We start from the raw sequence: 18,739 nt of genomic DNA, 5'->3' as shown, positions 1-18,739 counted from the left end.
GAGGGCAAAGCTCGCGCTGCACAGTTATCCACAAGCCGCTGAGTTATCCACAGATTTCGTCAGTGGTCACCGAATGTCGCCGCATCGACGCATTCTGTTTCCATGTTCGGCATACCTGACTCTGACCACGGCGCAGCGCGCCGAAGTGACCTGGCTGAAGCTCTCGGCGAGCGGACCCTGCGAGGGGCCATCCGCGACAAGGTCCTGATCCATCTGTGGCGCGGCGTCATCATCGATGCTCGCCGCGCCCTCGACCCCCTTACTCGTGCAGCGGCCGCCGTCCTGGCCGGCGGTCCTGAGGCGGTGCTCTCGTACCACACCGCGGCCTGGCTGCACGGATGCACTGCGGCGCAATCCACCCAGACGCACGTGACCGTGCCCTATTCCGTCTGGGTGCGATCGAAGCAGGGGCTCGTGGTGCACCACGATCGTTTCGATACGAGCGATGTCACGCGATTGCAGGGATTGCCGGTGCTCTCGCTCGATTTGGTCCTCGCCGACCTGCTCTGCACCGAGGAACGCTGGAAGGCGCTCGCATACCTCGACCAGGCGCTGGCGGAACAACCGCCGCGGGATGTCGCGGACTTCCGGAAAGAGGTGGACCGGCGCTTGATGGATCGGGACGACAGGCGAGGGATCAGAAACGCGGAAGCGCTGATCGCTTTGGGAACGACGGGCGCCGAGTCACCGCAGGAGAGCCGACTGCGGCTGACGATCGTTGACGACGGGTTTCCGATCCCGGTGACCCAGCACCCGATCGTCACTCTGCGGGGCGAGCTGCTGTACCGCCTGGATCTCGCCTGGCCCGCGCTGCGGATCGGTGTCGAGTACGACGGCTACGAGGCTCACGAGGGCAGGGAGGATCGAGATGCGGAGCGGGACCGGCGACTGGCCGACCGGGGGTGGCACATCCTCCGGGTGCGAAAGGATGAACTCGCGGATCCAGTGCGCTTTCTCGCCGAGTTGAGACAGGTTTTCCGGGACCGTGGCTACCGCTTCGAGTCATGACGAGCCAACACGCTGACCGGAGCGGCCAACACGCTGACCGGAGGGGCCAACACGCTGACCGGGACGGCAAACACGGTGACGGGAGGGGCCAACACGCGTGCCGGGGGCGGATGGGTCAGGGGGCGATGCCGCGGCAGGGGCGGGTGCGGAGGTCGTCGACGTAGTCCGTCGGGGCGCTGGCCGCCTCGGCGGCGTCGGCGAGGACGCCGAGGTATCGCGCGGACGGGAGGCCGCCCTCGTAGGCGTCGAGGACGTACAGCCACGCGAGTGAGGCGCCGTCCATCGTCTGGACGCGCAGGCGGATCTTGTTGTGCAGGCCGAGTTCGCCGCCCTCCCAGCGGTCCAGACCGGCTTCGTCCAGGGGTGTCACGTCGTACAGCACCACGAACACCCGTGAGCCCGGGTCCTCGACGATGGTCGCCAGCGCGCCTTCGAAACCGAGGTCCTCGCCCCCGAAGGTCAGCCGCCAGCCTTCCAGCCAGCCGGAGCCGGCCATGGGCGAATGCGGCGCCCGCTCCATCATCTGATTCGGATCCATGTTGGACCCGTAGGCGGCATACAACGGCACGCGCACAGCCTAGCCGCCCATCGCTCACCCGACCGGACGTACTCCAGGTGTCGCGGCCTAAGGTTGTGCGCGAGGTGAGCGTGAGGAGGAGGAAGCACGTGACCAGGATCGTGATCATGGGCGGCGGACCGGCGGGCTACGAGGCGGCTTTGGTGGCCGCGCAGCACGGCGCCGACGTCACGATCGTCGAGAAGGACGGGCTCGGCGGCGCGTGCGTGCTCTACGACTGCGTCCCGTCCAAGACGTTCATCGCTTCGTCCGGCGCCCGAGCCAACATGCACGGACTCGCCGAGCTGGGGATCGTCACCGACATGGCTGACACGAGCGTCGACCTGCGCACCGTGCACGGGCGCGTCAAAGGTCTCGCGCTCGCCCAGTCGGCTGACATCCGCGCCCGCGTGCAACGCGAAGGTGTGAAGATCCTCACCGGCGCCGGCCGTTTCGACGACGACGAGCCGGGCCTGGCCACCCACAAGGTCCGCGTCACGAAGGCCACCGGCGACGTCGACGTGCTCGACGCCGACGTGGTCCTCATCGCCACCGGCGCCACTCCGCGGGTCCTGCCCGGCGCGGTGCCCGACGGCGAGCGGATCCTCGACTGGCGCCAGCTCTACGACCTGCCGAAACTGCCCGAGCACCTGGTCGTGGTCGGATCCGGGGTCACCGGCGCCGAATTCGCCTCCGCCTACACCGAGATGGGCGTGAAGGTCACCCTCGTGTCCAGCCGTGACCGCGTCCTGCCGCACGAGGACGCGGACGCCGCCGCGGTGCTGGAGGAGGTGTTCGCCCAGCGTGGCAACACCGTCGTCAAGCATGCGCGAGCCGAGCGGGTCGAGCGCACCGAGAAGGGTGTGGCCGTCCACCTGCAGGACGGCAGGGTGATCGAGGCCAGCCACGCGCTGATGACCGTCGGTTCGGTGCCCAACACCAAGGACGTCGGCCTGGACAAGGTCGGCATCGAGCCGGGCCCCGGCGGGTTCATCACGGTCGACCGCGTGTCCCGCACCAGCGTCCCCGGCATCTACGCGGCAGGCGACTGCACTGGTGTGCTGATGCTCGCGTCGGTCGCCAGCATGCAGGGCCGCATCGCGATGTGGCACGCCCTGGGCGAGGGTGTCGCGCCGATCAAGCTCAAGACCGTCGCCGCGAACGTGTTCACGCACCCGGAGATCGCGACGGTCGGCATCAGCCAGAGCGCGATCGACTCCGGCGAGGTGCCCGCCCGCACGATCATGCTGCCGCTGGCCACCAACGCGCGTGCCAAGATGGAGGGCCTGCGGCGTGGTTTCGTGAAGCTGTTCTGCCGCCCGGCGACCGGCGTGATCGTCGGTGGCGTGGTGGTGGCGCCGACGGCGAGTGAGCTGATCCTGCCGATCGCGCTGGCGGTGCAGAACCAGCTGACGGTCGACCACCTGGCGCTCACGTTCGCCGTCTACCCGTCGCTGTCCGGTTCCATCACCGAAGCCGCCCGGCAGCTGATGCGGCACGACGACCTGGACTGACAGTCCCGAGTAGACGGTGTGCTTCCCCGGCGGCACCGGGGAAGCACACCACGGATCACTCGACCCAGTCGAAGGTCTTGGTCACCGCCTTCTTCCAGTTGCGGTACTGCTCGTCGCGCTGCTTCGCCTCCATCGACGGGGTCCATTCCTTGTCCTGGGCCCAGTTGTTGCGGATGTCGTCCTCGCTCTTCCAGAACCCGGTCGCCAGGCCCGCGGCGTAGGCGGCGCCCAGCGCCGTCGTCTCGGGCACGACCGGGCGGATCACCGGCACGTCCAGGATGTCGGCCTGGAACTGCATCAGCAGCTCGTTCACGACCATCCCGCCGTCCACCTTGAGCGACTTGAGCGGTACCCCGGAGTCCGCGTTCATCGCCTCGATCACCTCACGTGTCTGGAACGCCGTGGCCTCCAGCACCGCGCGCGCGAGGTGGCCCTTGTTGACGTACCGGGTCAGCCCGGCGATCACGCCGCGCGCGTCGGAGCGCCAGTAGGGGGCGAACAGGCCCGAGAAAGCGGGCACGAAGTACGCGCCACCGTTGTCGTCCACGCTGCGGGCGAGCGACTCGATTTCGGCGGCGTTGCGGATGATCCCGAGGTTGTCGCGCAGCCACTGCACCAGCGAACCGGTGACCGCGATGGAACCCTCCAGCGCGTAGACCGTGTCGTTCGAGCCGATCTTGTAACAGACCGTCGTGAGCAGACCGTTCTCCGACATCACCTTCTCGGTGCCGGTGTTGAGCAGCACGAAGTTGCCGGTGCCGTAGGTGTTCTTCGCCTCGCCGGGGGACAGGCACGCCTGCCCGAAGGTCGCCGCCTGCTGGTCGCCGAGGATGCCGGCGATCGGCACACCCGACAGCGCCCCGCGCGGGCGGACCTTGCCGTACTCCTCGGACGAGGAACGGATTTCCGGCAGCATCGACAGCGGAACACCCATGTCGCCGGCGATGTCGGCATCCCAGCTCAACGTGTCCAGGTCCATCAGCAGGGTGCGGGAGGCGTTCGTCGGGTCGGTGATGTGCACACCGCCGTCCGGACCGCCGGTCATGTTCCACACCAGCCAGGTGTCCATGTTGCCGAACAGCAGGTCACCCGCCTCGGCGCGGGCCCGTGCGCCGTCCACGTTGTCGAGGATCCACTTGACCTTCGGGCCCGAGAAGTACGTCGCCAGCGGCAGGCCCGTCTTCGGCCGGTAGCGTTCCTGGCCGCCGCCGAGGTTGCCGAGCTCGTCGACGATCCGGTCGGTGCGGGTGTCCTGCCAGACGATCGCGTTGTAGACCGGCTTGCCCGTCTTCCTGTCCCACACCAGCGTGGTCTCGCGCTGGTTGGTGATGCCGACGGCGACGATGTCGCCCGCCTGCAGATCGGCCTTCGCGAGCGCGCCCGCGGTGACGGCGCGGGTGTTCTCCCAGATTTCTTCCGCGTTGTGCTCGACCCACCCGGCCTGCGGGAAGATCTGTTCGTGCTCCTTCTGGTCGACGGCGACCACCCGGCCGGAGTGGTCGAAGATCATCATCCGGGTGGAGGTGGTTCCCTGGTCGATCGCGGCGACGTAGGAAGTCATGCTGATCTCCAAATCAGGTCAGGTTGTGCACGGCCAGGTAGAGCAACGCGGCGAGCGCACCGCCCGCCAGCGGACCGAGGACGGGAACCCACGAATAGCCCCAGTCCCCGTCGCGCTTGCCACGGATCGGCAGGATGAACGCGTAGGCGATGCGCGGACCGAGGTCGCGCGCCGGGTTGATCGCGTACCCCGTCGGGCCACCCAGCGAGATACCGATCACCAGTACGACGAACGACACACCCGCGTACCCCAGTGCCGAGTTGCCGAACTCCGGCACGCCGCCGTCACCGGCCTTCACGGTCGGGCTGAGCAGGATCCACGCGACGAGCACGAACGTGCCGATGACCTCGGTGACCACGTTCCACCCGTAGCTGCGGATCTGCGGAGCCGTCGAGAAGATCCCGAGCGTGCCCTCCGGCTCCGGGTGGTCGTCGAACTGCAGTTTGTAGGTGGCCCAGCAGAGGATCGCACCGATGATCGCGCCGACCAGCTGACCCGCGACGTAGAACGGCACGTCCTTCCACGGTGTCTTGTCGGCGATGGCCAGTCCGAGCGTCACGGCGGGGTTCAGGTGCGCCCCGCTCGGCGCGGCGATGCTCGCGCCGGTGAACACACCGAAGGCCCAGCCGAAGGTAATGAACAGGGTCCCCGCCTGGTGCCCGTTGTTCTTGCGGAGCACGACGTTGGCGACCACGCCGTTGCCCAGCAGTATCAGGGTTCCGGTACCGAGCAGCTCCCAGACGAATATTCCCAGTGCACTCATCCTGCCCCTTCCCAACGTCCCCAAGGGTCGGGCGCCGCAGTGCACTCCGGCGCCCCTGCCGACCCACGTCGCCTGAACCTAACGGTCCGTGACGACTAGTCCAAGCCCCCGGCGAACTTTGTGAAGGCAATTCATGTGCGTCGGGACACGCGTCCCAAGACCGCGCCGGTACCGCCACCCGTGCCATGCTGGAGGTGTACTGCCCGTGTCCGTGAGGAAGGGAAACCGGAGTGACTGAGGCGAAGCTGGGGCCGGAGGCGAGGGAGGAGACCTGGCGACGGCTCGGTGCGGAGACGTTCGACCTCGTGGTGATCGGCGGCGGGGTGGTCGGCGCGGGCACCGCGCTCGACGCCGCGACGCGCGGGCTGCGCGTGGCGCTGGTGGAGGCCCGAGACCTCGCGTCCGGAACGTCGAGCCGTTCCAGCAAGCTCTTCCACGGCGGTCTGCGGTACCTGGAACAGCTGGAGTTCGGCCTGGTGCGCGAGGCGCTGCGGGAGCGGGAGCTGATGCTGACCCGCATCGCGCCGCACCTGGTGAAGCCGGTGAGCTTCCTGTATCCGCTGACACACCGCGGCTGGGAACGCCCGTACACGGCGGCCGGGCTGTTCCTCTACGACACGATGGGCGGCGCGCGGTCCGTTCCCGGGCAGAAGCACCTCACCCGCGCGGGCGCGCTGCGGATGGTCCCGGCGCTCAAGCGGGATGCCCTGATCGGGGGAATTCGCTACTACGACTCCCAGGCCGACGACGCCCGGCACACGATGACCGTCGCCCGCACCGCCGCCCACTACGGCGCGGTGGTCCGGACCAGTACGCAGGTCGTGGAGTTCCTGCGGGAGGCCGACCGGGTGTCCGGGGTGCGGGTGCGTGACGTCGAGGACGGCCGCGAGGCCGAGGTCCACGCCAGCGCGGTGATCAACTGCACCGGCGTGTGGACCGACGAGCTGCAGCGCCTGTCCGGCAGCCGCGGACGGTTCCGGGTGCAGGCCAGCAAGGGCGTGCACATCGTGGTGCCGCGGGACCGGATCGTGTCGGAGTCCGGGCTGATCCTGCGCACCGAGAAGTCGGTGCTGTTCGTGATCCCGTGGCGCAACCACTGGATCGTGGGCACCACCGACACCGACTGGAACCTCGACCTCGCTCACCCGGCGGCGACGAAGAACGACATCGACTACATCCTCGAACACGTCAACTCCGTGCTCGCGACTCCGCTGACCCACGACGACATCGAGGGTGTCTACGCCGGGCTGCGGCCGCTGCTGGCCGGTGAGAGCGAGGAGACGTCGAAGCTGTCGCGCGAGCACGCGGTGGCGCGGGTGGCGCCCGGGCTGGTCGCGATCGCCGGCGGCAAGTACACGACGTACCGCGTGATGGCGGCCGACGCGGTCGACGCCGCCGCGGTCGACCTGCCGGGCCGGTTGCAGCCGTCCATCACCGACAAGGTGCCGCTGCTCGGCGCGGACGGCTACCACGCGCTGGTCAACCAGGCCGATCACCTCGCCGCGGAGCACGGGCTGCACCCGTACCGCGTCCGGCACCTGCTCGACCGCTACGGCTCGCTCGTGCACGAGGTGCTGGCGCTGGCCGAGGGCAAGCCGGAACTGCTCAAGCCGATCGAGCGCGCGCCCGACTACCTCGGCGTCGAGGCGGTCTACGCGGCGAGCCACGAGGGCGCGCTGCACCTGGAGGACGTGCTCGCCCGGCGCACCCGCATCTCGATCGAGTACCCGCACCGGGGTGTCGACTGCGCCGGACAGGTGGCGCGGTTGGTGGCCGGAACACTGGGGTGGTCGGAGGAGACGATCGCCCACGAGGTCGAGGTCTACACCGCGCGTGTCACGGCGGAGCGGGATTCGCAGACGCAGCCCAGCGACGAGGCGGCCGACGAGCGGCGCTCCAACGCCCCCGAGGTCCGCGGTCGCCTGATGGAGCCGGTCGGATAGGCGGACAGCGCGCGCGAAGCGGGGTGGCCGTGGTGACCGCCCCGCTTCGCCTTTGTCGGACTTCGGTCAGGCTTCGTTGGCGAGCTGCGCCGTCGCGAGAGTGCCGCTGTCGTTCGCGCGCTCGTGCAGCACCACGGTCTTGCCGGCCAGGAGCGCCTTGCAGGTGAGCCGGTTGCCGATCGGGTGCGACAGGGGCGCTATCAACAGCACCCGCTGCGGCCCGTCGGGGTCCGGCGTCGTCGTGCGGGCCATCTCCTCGTACAGGTCGCGGTAGCAGACCAGGTTCGTGCCGTCGCCGGAGAACATGGTCTCCACCGTGCGCGGCAGGGCCGTGTCCTCCTCACGGCGCGGGCCGCGGGCGACGCGGGACGTCACCAGCGGGTCACCGGGTTCGGTGGACAGCACGTGGTCGACCTCCAGCAGCTCCAGCAGATCGGTGCGCGGACCGTCCACATGCACCACGCGGGCGCCGAGTAACTGGGAGGCAAACTGCAGAAGAATTGTTTCCGGCGTGTTTCCCCCGCCAATTGCGACGAGCTGTCCGGGAACAATGCCCTCGGTTTTCAGTGTCGCATGCAGCCGCCGTAATGTGTCAAAGGTCTCTCGGTAGGTCATCGACCGGCCACGATGGGCGAAAGCGATCTGGTCGCCGCCATCTAACAGCACGTCGAGGATGCGGGTCAGGAAGACACTGGACTCGCCCACGTTCCCCCCGTTCAGCGCTGAATCGGAATCTGCAACCAGATCACCACAAGCCGCGCCGCGGTGCGAGGAATTGTGTCAGCGAGCACAAGAGGACTGGAACACATTCGGCTAGGGCAATCGGATGCGCAGTCCCAGCGCCCCGGATCCGAAACGGGCCACCGCGGCGGTCACGTCCCGTGCCGCGTCCGCGTTCTCCGGGAAGCTCCAGACCTCGACCGTGCCGTCGGTGCCCAGCACCACCTCACCCAGCAGTTCACCGGTCGTCGGTTCGGCGATCGCCCACGAGTAGCTCTCGTCGCGCGCCCACTCGCGGGCCCGGCGGGCGACGTACTGGGCAGGCGCGGTCACTCCGGCCTCCCGCAGCAGGGGACGGTCGTCCAGCAGGTCGTCGGCACGCAACTGCCGGAGGTAGTACCGGCCCGCGTTGATCTCGACCGGCTCCATCAGCGCCGCCGGGCGAGCAGGACCACCGCGATCGCGATCGGCACCAGCAGCACCAGCGACATGCCGCGGGTGAGCACGAGCAGGGCGCCCGCCGCGATGAGCAGCAGCGGCAGCAGGCCCAGCCCGACCTTGCGCGCGGGCGGCCGGGCCGCCGGGGCGGGCCGGTCCAGCACGCGGGGTCGGGGCGCGGGCAGGTCGGCGAACACCGGCGCCAGCTCCGAGATCGTCCGGGCCGCGGTCACCTTCGCCGAGCGCAGGCCGAACTCGTCGATGTCCAGCCTGCCGGTGCGGACGTGCTCGGACAGCGCGTCCAGGGCCTCCGTGCGTTCCTGGTCGGACAGCCGCAGGTCCGGCTGGTCGCTCACCGGTACCGGTCCCGCCGGTCGCGGCGGTCGCAGGCGCCGTGCCGGTCCCGCTCCCACTCCTTGCCCCAGAAGGCGCTGGCGGCGGCGCTGAACACGAACGGCAACGCGAACCACCACCAGCCGCCGAAGAACATGAACAGCCCCACGGCCGCCAGCCACAGAAACGGCACGGCCGCCGCCGCGACGCGCTGCGGCAGCGGCCGGTCGCCCCACTGGGGTGACTTCTGGGCCCGCTTGGCGACGGCCGTGGCCGGTTCCGGCTTCTCGAACACCGGGTGCGGCTGCGGCAGGTCGGCGAACAGCTCGGCGAGATCCCGCCGCGTGCGGGCGGCGGTGATCTTCGCCGAACGGTCGCCGTATTCGTCGAGGTCGAGCCGACCGGCGCTCAGGTGCTCGCCGAGCGCTTTCAGCGCGGACTCCCGGTCGTCGTCGCCGATGCGCAGATCGGGCTGGGGAACCTCGGTCACACCGCCAGGTTAGTCCTTGATTTCGAGCAGGGAAGCGCCTTGCGTGACCGCGGCGCCCACCTCGACGGAAAGTCCGGTCACGGTGCCCGACTTGTGCGCGGTGACGGGGTTTTCCATCTTCATCGCCTCGAGCACGACGAGGAGCTCGCCCGCCTCGACCTGCTGGCCGTCCTCGACCGCGACCTTGACGATGGTGCCCTGCATCGGCGCGGCCACCGTGTCACCGCTCGCCGCGGCCTTCGTGCCGCCGCCCCGCTTGCGTGGCTTGGCCTTGGCGCCGCCGTCGGCCTTGCCGCCACCGCCGCCGAGCGCGAGGTCGCCGGGCAGCGAGACCTCCAGGCGACGGCCGCCGACCTCGACGACCACCGTCTGACGCGGCCCGGCCTCCTCATCGGCCTCCGCGGCCGCGGTGAACGGCTCGATCCTGTTGTCGAACTCGGTCTCGATCCAGCGGGTGTGGACGCGGAAGCCCTCGTCGTCGCCGACGAACGCGGGGTCGTTGATGACCGTGCGGTGGAACGGCAGCACGGTGGCCATGCCCTCGACGACCATCTCGTCCAGCGCGCGGCGGCTGCGCTCCAGCGCGTTCTGCCGGTCGGAGCCGCTGACGATGACCTTGGCGAGCATCGAGTCGAACTGGCCGCCGATGACGCTGCCGGTGACGACACCGGAGTCGACGCGGACGCCGGGGCCCTCCGGGAAGACCAGCCTGGTGACGGTGCCGGGCGCGGGCAGGAAGTTGCGGCCGGCGTCCTCACCGTTGATGCGGAACTCGATCGAGTGGCCGCGCGGCTCCGGGTCCTCGGTGAAGGACAGCTTCTCGCCACGGGCGATCTTGAACATCTCGCGGACCAGGTCGATGCCGGTGGTCTCCTCCGACACCGGGTGCTCGACCTGCAGGCGCGTGTTGACCTCCAGGAACGAGATGGTCCCGTCCAGGCCCACCAGGTACTCGACCGTGCCGGCGCCGGAGTAGCCGGCGCCGCGGCAGATCGCCTTGGCCGACTCGTGGATCGTGCGGCGCTGCTCGTCGTTCAGGTACGGCGCGGGCGCCTCCTCGACCAGCTTCTGGTGGCGGCGCTGCAACGAGCAGTCGCGGGTGCCGACGACCACGACGTTGCCGTGCAGGTCGGCCAGCACCTGCGCCTCGACGTGCCGCGGCTTGTCGAGGTAGCGCTCGACGAAGCACTCGCCCCGGCCGAACGCGGCGACCGCCTCGCGGGTGGCCGACTCGAACAGCTCCGGGATCTCCTCCTTGGTGCGCGCGACCTTCAGACCGCGGCCACCGCCGCCGAAAGCGGCCTTGATGGCCACCGGCAGGCCGTGCTCGTCGGCGAAGGCGATGATCTCGTCGGCGCCCGACACGGGGTCCTTGGTGCCCGGGACCAGCGGGGCACCGGCCTTGAGCGCGATGTGCCGCGCGGTGACCTTGTCGCCGAGGTCGCGGATGGCCTGCGGACTGGGGCCGATCCAGGTCAGGCCCGCGTCGATGACCGCCTGCGCGAAGTCGGCGTTCTCGGAGAGGAAGCCGTAGCCGGGGTGGACGGAGTCGGCGCCGGACCGCTTGGCGACGTCGATCAGCTTGTCGATGACGAGGTAGCTCTCCGCCGCGGTGGTGCCGCCGAGGGCGAACGCCTCGTCGGCGAGCCGGACGTGCGGCGCGTCGCGGTCGGGATCGGCGTACACCGCGACACTCGCGAGCCCGGCGTCCTTGGCCGCTCTGATGACGCGGACCGCGATTTCGCCCCGGTTGGCGACGAGAATCTTCGTCACCGGTCCGCCCTGGGTCGCGCTGGCCTGCTCGGGCACGCCCTTACCTCCATCTGGTCCTTCACGCAATCCCCCCGGAGCGTCGCGCGGCGCTTCCGCGGGCCTTTCCCGGAGTTTACGGCGGAGTAGTCCGGCTGCGGTGAGACCCGGCTCACGCTTACCCTGGTCGTGAAAGGGGTGGGTACGTGGGCAGGGGACGCGCACCTCGTTCGGTTGCCGTGACAGCGGTACTGGCCGCCGTGGTGGCGCTGTCCGCGCTGGTCACCGTGCGGCTGCTGCGCGAGGACGGTGGCAGCGCGCCGACGTCGGCCGACGGGGCCGCGGGCAGTGCACCGACGGCGGGCGTCAACTGCGGCGAAGCGCCGTGCCGGGTGATCGCGCAGGCGAGCGTCGACGGTGCACTGGTCGAACTCCTGGCCGATGCGCAGGGCGGCAACGGGCGATTTCAGGCCGGCGGCAACTTGCTCGAAGTGACGGTGAGCGCGCTGGGCGGACGGCTGGACGCTGGTTCGCTGAGCTGCGTGGACGGCGCGGTGTCCGCATGCCTGGTCCATGCGCGACAGAACGGCGCGATGATCGCCCAGCTCGTGGTGGACCGGGCCGGGACGTGGCGATCCGTGGACAAGCCGTACTACTCCAGCGCAGGGGTGGTGCGCCTGGACGACGTGAGCGGGGATTCCGCGCCCGAAGTCGTGGTGGTCCAGACGGCGCCGGTGCTTGCTCGGGTGTTCGCGCTGGACGGGAGCGCGTTGGGGTGTACGCGGCAGTACACGTCGGTGGGGCAGTTGCGCGGGTGGCCCGAGGTGCAGGTGCGTTCGTCGGATCTGCGGGGTTGTAGTTAGTTCCGGTTGGGGGTTGCCGCTACGCGGGTATCCAGGGCGCCGGGCTTCGCTTCGCTACGCCCATCGCCCCTCCCGAGCCCGATCTTTCAGTGTCGTTGGCCGCCAAAGCTGGCTGGGATCGGGTTGCGGGAGAGGGCTGGTTCGGGAGGTGGGCGCGGTGCGTTGCCGGGTGGCGGTTGGCGAGCGTGGGGTTCGCGCGCGTGAGTTCCACGTTCCCGCGCGCGAGTTCCACGTTCCGGCGCGTGAAGTCTGCGTCGTCAGGCGCGGACCGGGGTGGGCGCGGTCGCGGGGCTGTCGAGCAGGGGGGCCGGGGTCTTCGAGTTCAGGATCTCGTCGTCGAGCAGGCCCTCGGTGCGGGCGATCCACGTGGGGATCGCGATCTGGCCCGCGACGTTCGTCGCCGTGCGCATCATGTCCAGGATCGGGTCGATGCCGTAGATGACGGCGATTCCGGTCGCGATCACCTCGGGCGGCAGGTTCAGCGTGCTCAGCGTCAGCGTGAGCATGGTGAACCAGCCGGTCACCCCGGCGGTCGCGATCGCGCCGAACACCGCCACCACGACGATCAGCACATAATCGCCGAAGGACAGCGAGATCCCGAACAGGTTCGCGATGAAGATCGTGGCCACGGCCGGATAAACAGCGGCGCAACCGTCCATTTTGGTCGTCGTGCCGAGCGGGACCGCGAAGCTCGCGTAGCCCGGGTCGACGCCGAGGTTCACCGCGGTCTGACGGCTCAGCGGCAGCGTCGCGCCCGAGGAGCGGGACACGAACGCGAACTGCAGCGCCGTCCACGCCTTGCGGAAGAACAGCGCCGGGCTCACCTTGCCGACGAACCGCAGCAGCAGCGGGTACACCACGAACAGCACGAGCAGCGTGCCCGCGTAGACGGTGACGATCAGCGACAGCAGCGGCCGCACGAACTGGTCGCCGTAGGTCGCGAACGCGTTCCCGATCAAGCCGAGCACACCCAGCGGCGCGAGCCGGATGATCCAGCCCAGCACCTTCTGCACGATGTCGAACACCGCGCGGTTGAAGTTCACGAACGGCTCGACCCGGTCGCCCAGCGCGTACGCCGCCAGCCCGACGGCCAGCGACACGAGCACGACCTGCAGGATCTCGCCGTCGGCGAACGCCTCGAACAGGTTGCTCGGCACCAGGTTGTTGATCAGATCCAGCCAGGACCCCTGGTCACGCGCCGCGAGCTTGTCCACCGTCGACGGCTGGGCCTGCAGCGACACGCCACTGCCCGGGTTGACGATCCTGCCGAGCACGATGCCGATGAGCACCGCGATCAGCGAGGTGGTGGCGAACCACAGCACGGTCTTGCCGCCGAGCCGGGCCGCGGTGCGCGCGCCGCCGAGGCCACGCAGACTCACGATGCCGAGCACGATGGCGGTGAACACCAGCGGCAGGACGGTGACCTGCAGCAGGTTCGTGAAGATCGACCCGATCGTGTCGAGGGTCGTGACCAGCCAGTCCTGGCCGGTCTGCTTCGCGAGGATGCCCAGCAGGGCGCCCACGACGAGGGCGACGACCACGATCAGGCCGAACACCTTGGGTTTGGTGTAACTGCGTAACAGGGACACGGGTTCGCTCCGGGGCGTGAAAGTCACTGGTTGTGCCGCGTGTGGTCAACACGTGACGTCACCGGACTCTTCCCCGCAACCCGTTCGTGTGGGCGAGTTCTCAGGATGTGGGAGACCAGAGGTCGGTGACGCTCACACCGACCTCCGCCAGCAGCCGCCGGGTCAGCGGCAGGCTGATGCCGACGACGCTGGACGGATCGCCGTCGATGCCCTCGACGAACCAGCCACCGAGCCCGTCGAGCGTGAACGCCCCCGCGACCTGGAGCGGTTCACCGGTCGCGATGTAGGCGTCGACCTCCGCCGGTGACGGGGCCGAGAACCGGACCCGCGTGATCTGCGTGCCCGTCGAGCGCGTGACCCGGGAACCGCCCTCGATCCGCAGCACGGCGTGGCCGGTCAGCAGGTCGCCGGTGCCGCCCGCCATCTGTGCCCACCGCTTGCGCGCGGTCTCGGCGTCACCCGGCTTGCCCAGCATCTCGCCCTGGAACGACAGCATCGAATCGCAGCCGACGACGACCGTGTCCGTGCTGGTGATCATGCCGAGCACGGCCTCTGCCTTGGCGAGCGCGAGCGCGGTGACCAGCTCCTCCCGCGACGGGTCGGTCAGGGCCGCGGCCACGGCGTCCTCGTCGACGCCGGAGACCACGACACTCGGTTCGACCCCCGCGGCGCGCAACACCGCGAGACGGGCGGGGGACTGCGAAGCCAGCACGAAATGCACGCCGCGAGGGTATCGCCTCAGGCGCGGGCCACCGCCGGGTCGGGCGTGGCCGGGGCCTGCCGGACCGGCGGGCGGCGCAATGCGGCCGCGGCGAGGATCCCCAGCAGCAGCACCGCGATGGGCAGCAGCAGCGTCTCGCGCGCGGCGTCGGTCAGGGCCTGCGGGGCGTTGCCGTGCGTGCTCGCCATGCCCGCGCTGATCCGGGCCTGCAGCAGCACACCACAGGCCGCGCTGCCCAGCACCCCGCCGACCTGCCGGGCCGTGTTGAAGATGCCCGACGCGGTACCGGCCAGCCGTGGTTCCACCGAGCTCATCGTCGCGTTGCTCATCGGCGCGAACACGCACCCGGTGCCCACCCCGCACAGCAGCAGACCGGGGAAGGTGACCCACCACGTGCTGGTCTCGTCCGCCATCAGCGCGATCAGCCCGAGACCGGCGGCGAGCCCCACGATCCCGGTGATCACCAGGTACTTCGGGTTCACCCGGTCCGACATCCGGCCGATGAACGGCGCGATGATCCCCGACAACAGCGACATGGGCGCGGTGACCAGGCCGGCCTGGGTCGGTGTGAGGAGCAGGACGTCCTGGATGTAGATCACCAGCGGCAGGAACATCGCGGTCATCGTGAACCCGATCGTCGCCGACGTCAGGGTGCCCGCGGAGAAGTTGCGGTTGGCGAACACCCGCAGCGGCAGCAGCGGTTCACGCCGGTTGTAGTGCTGCCACACCACGAACCCGGCCAGCAGCAGGACGCCCGCGCCGATCACCTCGACGACGGTGACCGGCCCGGCCACCGTGCCCCAGTCGTAGTGCTGGCCGTTCTGCAGACCGAAGACCACCAGCGACATCCCGGCGACCGAGAGCAGGATGCCGGGGATGTCGAACGAGTGCGAGTTCCGCGGCTGCCAGTCCGGCACCAGCACCATCGCCAGCACCAGGCCGACCACGCCGACCGGGACGTTGACGAAGAAGATCCACTCCCAGCCCAGGTGGTCGACCAGCACGCCGCCGAGCAGCGGGCCGGTGATGGTGGCGAGTCCCGCGACACCGCCCCACAGGCCCATCGCCGGACCGCGTTTGGCGGGCGGGAACAGGTGGGTGATGAACGCCAGTGTCTGCGGTGTCATCAACGCGGCGCCCAGCCCCTGGACGGCGCGGGCGGCGATCAGCGTCTCGGCCGTGCCGGACAGGCCACACCAGAGCGAGGCCAGCGTGAACACCGCCAGTCCGGCGAGGAACAACCGCTTGGGCCCGAACCGGTCGCCGAGCCTGCTGGTGAACAGCATCGGCACCGCGTAGGTGAGCAGGTAGACGCTGATCACCCAGACGATGGCGTTGAGGTCGGTGTCGAGGCCCTTCACCATCGACGGGATCGCGATGGACACGATCGTGGTGTCCAGCAGGATCATGAAGAACCCGATGCACAGCGCGCCGAGCGCCGCCCACGGGTTAGCTTGCCTGTTCATTCGGTCTTTCCTCAGTGGATTCGGTGGGGACTGCGGAGAGCCTGGCCGGGTGGCGGTCCCGCGTGGACCAGTCCAGGCGGCCGGTCTTGATGTCGTGGACGAGTTGCCGGGTCCAGTCGAGTTCGAACCGCACCTGTGCGGTGGTGTAGCGCCAGTCGACCCAGTAGATCTCCGGGACCTCGGCGACCAGCCTGCGCGTGATGACCTCCTGCGAGGCGGCCTTCGCCTCCAGGCGCATGAGGCGCGTTTCCAGCTGTTCGAGCCCGGCATCGCGCCCGAGGTCGTCCAACGCGCCGAGCCCGCTGAGGTACTCGGGGTACTCGGTGGCGATGGTGCCGAGCATGGTCTTGGCGCGGTCGACGAACGCGTCGCGGCCCTGCTCGGTGAGGGCGTAGACGGTCCGTTCCGGGCGCCTGCCCTCGCGCTGGGTTCCGACCACCTCGATGTGTTCGGCGGCCAGCAGCCGGTCGACCGTGTGGTACAGCGAGCCGGGTTTGACGGCGACGCGGTGTTCCAGGTGCCGGTCCCGCATGAGCTGGGTCATCTCGTACGGGTGCATCGGCCGTTCGTGCAGCAGTTCGAGGATGGCGAGGGCCATCGGGGTGAGTTTCGCGGCAGCCATGATCGCTCCAGTCCGTTTATTCCACATGGACTATACGGCACCGGGTAAAACGGGAACAGGGGTGTCAGTGCGCGGCTTCGTCCCGGACGGCGGCGATGTGGTCACCGATCAGGGTGTGCAGGGCCTCGGCGTCGCCGTCGGCCAGCAGATCGCAGATCCGGGAGTGCTCGTCGAGGATGATCGGCGGGCGCACGGTGTTGTCGCGCAGCGCGGTGTTGACCATTCGCAGCTGGCGGTCGCGCAGGCCGGAGTAGAACTCGTCGAACAGGGCGTTGCCCGCGGCCGCGATGAGGGTGGCGTGGAACTCGCGGTCGAGCTGGGTGAAGCGCGACGTGTGCTCGGGCAGCGACACCGCGCGTTGCTCGTCGAGGACGCCGCGCATCTTCTCGGCCACCTCGCGATGAATGCCCGCGGCGACGACCTTCGCGATCGCGTGCCGCTCCAGGAAGATCCGCGCCTCGGCGATGTCGTGCACCTCGTTCGGCGAAACCGGCACGATCAGCGCGCCACGTTTCGGGTACAGGCGGAGCAGCCCCTCGGCCGACAGGCGCAGGAACGCCTCGCGGACCGGGGTGCGGGACAACCGCAGGGCTTCGGCGACCTCGCCCTCGCTGATCAGCCGCCCACCTTCGAGGCGCCCGTCCAGGATGCGGTCCTTGGTCCACTGGTAGGCCCGGTCGCCGGCCGCCTGTGAGCGGTCCCTCGTTGACATGGGCGCATCGTAGCCAGGACGCTGTTAGATACAAGATAGATGCAACAGGAGGTGAGCCGGTGTCCGCGGGCAGGGCTTGGCTGATGTGGGGGCTGGGGGCGCTGTGCTACCTGACGGCGCTGTTCCACCGGATGAGCCTGTCGGTAGCGGGTCTCACCGCGCAGGAGCGGTTCTCGATCGACGCGACCGGGCTGGCCGCCTTCTCCGTGGTGCAGCTCGTGCTCTACGCCCTGCTCCAGGTGCCCGTCGGCGCGGCGGCCGACCGGTTCGGGCCGCGGCGGCTGCTGTCGCTCGGGATGGCCTTGATGGCCGCCGGTTCGATCGTCTTCGCTGTGGCGGAGGCATACCCGGCGGCGATGGCCGGACGGGCGCTCATCGGCGCCGGCGACGCCTTCCTGTTCGTCAACGTGCTCCGCCTGGCGCACAACTGGTTCCCCGGTCACCGGTACGCCCTGGTCGCGGCACTGACCGGGATCATCGGCGGGCTGGGCCAGCTGATCGCGACGGCGCCGCTGGCCGCGCTGCTGACCGGGTTCGGCTGGACGTCCGCGTTCCTCGTGGCCGGTGTCGTGACGGCCGTCCTGCTGGTCGTGGTCGGTGTCGCGCTGCGGGACGGTCCGGTGGCCGTCGAGCGCTCGGCGTCGGAGGAGCCGTTGCGCGTCAGCCTGCGACACGCGTGGCGCAACCGCGGAACCCGGCACGCGATGTGGACGCACTTCACGCTGATGGGCGCGTTCGTCACCTTCACCGCCGTGCTCGGGCAGCCGTACCTGGTGCACGCGCAAGAGCGGTCGTCGTCGGAAGCGAGCGCCCTGCTGACGGTGGTGGTCGTCGGGTTCGTGCTGGTGGGGACGATTGCCGGGCAGCTGGGCTCACGCCGTCCGTCGTCGCGTGGGGCACTGGTCGCCGCGTCGGCGGTGGTGAGCGTGCTGTGCTGGGCGGTTCTCGTCGTGGTGCCGGGGCCGTTGCCGGTTGCCGTGCTCGGGCCCGTGTTGTTCCTGATCGGGGCCGCCGGCGCGGTGAGCATGCTCGCGTTCGATCTGGCGCGGTCGGCCAATCACGGGCATCAGGCCGGGGTGGCCAGTGGGGTGGCGAACATGGGTGGCTTCACCTTCGCCGTCGTCGCCGAGCTGGGGGCTGGGGTGTTGCTGGATGAGCTGTTGCGCCACGGGGTCGACGTGGCGCTGGCTTATCGGTTGTCGTTCCTCGTCGCCTTGGTGATGGGGCTGGCGGGGACGGTGCGGTTGCTGGCGTTGAACTCGCACGCCGGGGTTCGTTCGCCGTTGGTGGCGGTTCCGTAGCCGCTACGCGGGCTTGGCCGCCCCGATTCTTCATCGTAGAACTGGGCTGTGTATCGGGCTGCGCGAATGCAGAACTCGCGCGCGAGAGCGTGGGACTCGCCGATGCCGCCCGCGAGTTCCACGTTCCCGTCGGCGAGTTCCGCGTTCGGTGGGGTCAGCGCGGGAGGGCTGAGGCGCGCCAGGCGCCGGAGCCGGGCTGCGGCAACGGGCGCCGGACCAGGGAGGCGCGGTCGGCCCACAACGACGTGCGTTCGGGCTTTTCCGGCTCGGGTTCGCCGGACGAAGCGGCGGCCACCACCGCGGTCAAGGCCGCCAGTTCGGCGTCGTCCGGGTTGCCCCGTACGACGCGCAGCAACGGGCGGTCCGTCTCGGAATCGCTCATCGAACAAG

18 protein-coding genes and 1 pseudogene are annotated in these 18,739 nt (G+C 69.7%); 5 read left to right on the top strand and 14 right to left on the bottom strand.

What is annotated here, in order from left to right; all coding sequences use genetic code 11:
* Positions 1–102 precede the first annotated feature (102 nt).
* Positions 103–1,008 (top strand): DUF559 domain-containing protein, encoded by a 906-nt coding sequence (locus HNR02_RS04685; protein WP_179771982.1) that lies wholly within the window; start codon positions 103–105, stop codon positions 1,006–1,008.
* A gap of 115 nt (positions 1,009–1,123) precedes the next feature.
* Here HNR02_RS04685 and HNR02_RS04680 read toward each other — a convergent pair whose 3' ends face one another.
* Positions 1,124–1,576 (bottom strand): gamma-glutamylcyclotransferase family protein, encoded by a 453-nt coding sequence (locus HNR02_RS04680; RefSeq protein WP_179771981.1) that lies wholly within the window; start codon positions 1,574–1,576, stop codon positions 1,124–1,126.
* A 98-nt stretch (positions 1,577–1,674) separates the two neighbouring features.
* On the opposite strand from HNR02_RS04680, the gene HNR02_RS04675 reads away from it, so the two are divergent.
* Positions 1,675–3,078: an NAD(P)H-quinone dehydrogenase gene (locus HNR02_RS04675; protein ID WP_179771980.1), complete on the top strand. Its 1,404-nt coding sequence runs from the start codon at positions 1,675–1,677 to the stop codon at positions 3,076–3,078.
* A gap of 55 nt (positions 3,079–3,133) precedes the next feature.
* On the opposite strand, the gene glpK is transcribed toward HNR02_RS04675, so the two are convergent.
* Both glpK and HNR02_RS04665 read right to left on the bottom strand, forming a co-directional pair.
* Entirely contained in the window at positions 3,134–4,639 is a 1,506-nt protein-coding gene (gene glpK / locus HNR02_RS04670) for a glycerol kinase GlpK (protein WP_179771979.1), read from the bottom strand.
* 13 nt (positions 4,640–4,652) lie between these two features.
* Positions 4,653–5,402, bottom strand: a complete 750-nt coding sequence (locus tag HNR02_RS04665) for an MIP/aquaporin family protein (protein WP_179771978.1) — start codon at positions 5,400–5,402, stop codon at positions 4,653–4,655.
* Positions 5,403–5,632: 230 nt separating this feature from the next.
* Here HNR02_RS04665 and HNR02_RS04660 point away from each other — a divergent pair, with 230 nt between their 5' ends.
* Positions 5,633–7,345: a glycerol-3-phosphate dehydrogenase/oxidase gene (locus HNR02_RS04660; protein WP_179771977.1), complete on the top strand. Its 1,713-nt coding sequence runs from the start codon at positions 5,633–5,635 to the stop codon at positions 7,343–7,345.
* 66 nt (positions 7,346–7,411) lie between these two features.
* On the opposite strand, the gene HNR02_RS04655 is transcribed toward HNR02_RS04660, so the two are convergent.
* The 5 genes and pseudogenes from HNR02_RS04655 to HNR02_RS04635 all read right to left on the bottom strand — a co-directional run bounded on the left by HNR02_RS04655 (position 7,412) and on the right by HNR02_RS04635 (position 11,135).
* Positions 7,412–8,050: an AMP-binding protein gene (locus HNR02_RS04655; RefSeq protein WP_179771976.1), complete on the bottom strand. Its 639-nt coding sequence runs from the start codon at positions 8,048–8,050 to the stop codon at positions 7,412–7,414.
* 123 nt (positions 8,051–8,173) lie between these two features.
* Positions 8,174–8,494, bottom strand: a pseudogene (locus HNR02_RS04650) (hypothetical protein); the annotation flags it as partial.
* Complete coding sequence (locus HNR02_RS04645; RefSeq protein ID WP_179771974.1) at positions 8,494–8,859, bottom strand: DUF1707 SHOCT-like domain-containing protein; 366 nt, start codon at positions 8,857–8,859, stop codon at positions 8,494–8,496. The pseudogene HNR02_RS04650 and the gene HNR02_RS04645, both read right to left, overlap by 1 nt.
* Positions 8,856–9,326: a DUF1707 SHOCT-like domain-containing protein gene (locus tag HNR02_RS04640; protein ID WP_179771973.1), complete on the bottom strand. Its 471-nt coding sequence runs from the start codon at positions 9,324–9,326 to the stop codon at positions 8,856–8,858. The genes HNR02_RS04645 and HNR02_RS04640 overlap by 4 nt, the downstream gene beginning before the upstream one ends.
* 9 nt (positions 9,327–9,335) lie before the next feature.
* On the bottom strand, positions 9,336–11,135 hold the full coding sequence (locus tag HNR02_RS04635; protein ID WP_179771972.1) for an acetyl/propionyl/methylcrotonyl-CoA carboxylase subunit alpha: 1,800 nt from the start codon (positions 11,133–11,135) through the stop codon (positions 9,336–9,338).
* A gap of 179 nt (positions 11,136–11,314) precedes the next feature.
* Between HNR02_RS04635 and HNR02_RS04630 the strand changes: the two genes are divergently transcribed.
* Positions 11,315–11,938, top strand: coding sequence for a hypothetical protein (locus HNR02_RS04630; RefSeq protein ID WP_179771971.1), 624 nt, complete (start codon positions 11,315–11,317; stop codon positions 11,936–11,938).
* Positions 11,939–12,195: 257 nt separating this feature from the next.
* Here the strand turns inward: HNR02_RS04630 and HNR02_RS04625 are convergent, their stop codons facing one another.
* From HNR02_RS04625 to HNR02_RS04605, 5 genes are all read right to left on the bottom strand, one after another.
* Positions 12,196–13,527, bottom strand: a complete 1,332-nt coding sequence (locus tag HNR02_RS04625) for a dicarboxylate/amino acid:cation symporter (protein ID WP_179771970.1) — start codon at positions 13,525–13,527, stop codon at positions 12,196–12,198.
* A gap of 100 nt (positions 13,528–13,627) precedes the next feature.
* Positions 13,628–14,248: a Maf family protein gene (locus tag HNR02_RS04620; protein ID WP_179771969.1), complete on the bottom strand. Its 621-nt coding sequence runs from the start codon at positions 14,246–14,248 to the stop codon at positions 13,628–13,630.
* A gap of 17 nt (positions 14,249–14,265) precedes the next feature.
* Positions 14,266–15,714: an MFS transporter gene (locus HNR02_RS04615; protein ID WP_179771968.1), complete on the bottom strand. Its 1,449-nt coding sequence runs from the start codon at positions 15,712–15,714 to the stop codon at positions 14,266–14,268.
* Complete coding sequence (locus tag HNR02_RS04610; protein WP_246338499.1) at positions 15,698–16,336, bottom strand: PadR family transcriptional regulator; 639 nt, start codon at positions 16,334–16,336, stop codon at positions 15,698–15,700. Before HNR02_RS04610 ends, HNR02_RS04615 begins: the two co-directional genes overlap by 17 nt.
* A gap of 64 nt (positions 16,337–16,400) precedes the next feature.
* Positions 16,401–17,048 carry a GntR family transcriptional regulator gene (locus HNR02_RS04605; protein WP_179771967.1) on the bottom strand — a complete coding sequence of 216 codons (648 nt, stop codon included), beginning with the start codon at positions 17,046–17,048 and terminating at the stop codon, positions 16,401–16,403.
* 59 nt (positions 17,049–17,107) lie between these two features.
* Between HNR02_RS04605 and HNR02_RS04600 the strand changes: the two genes are divergently transcribed.
* The gene (locus tag HNR02_RS04600; RefSeq protein ID WP_312860900.1) at positions 17,108–18,349 is read left to right on the top strand and encodes an MFS transporter; all 1,242 of its coding nucleotides are present in this window, start codon (positions 17,108–17,110) and stop codon (positions 18,347–18,349) included.
* A gap of 154 nt (positions 18,350–18,503) precedes the next feature.
* Here HNR02_RS04600 and HNR02_RS04595 read toward each other — a convergent pair whose 3' ends face one another.
* Entirely contained in the window at positions 18,504–18,731 is a 228-nt protein-coding gene (locus tag HNR02_RS04595; RefSeq protein ID WP_179771966.1) for an acyl-CoA carboxylase subunit epsilon, read from the bottom strand.
* Between the last annotated feature and the right edge of the window lie 8 nt (positions 18,732–18,739).

Source organism: Amycolatopsis endophytica (assembly GCF_013410405.1).
Taxonomy (GTDB): Bacteria; Actinomycetota; Actinomycetes; order Mycobacteriales; family Pseudonocardiaceae; genus Amycolatopsis_E; species Amycolatopsis_E endophytica.
Note: the sequence above shows the minus strand (reverse complement) of the source record. Positions and strands in the feature narration are given on the sequence as shown.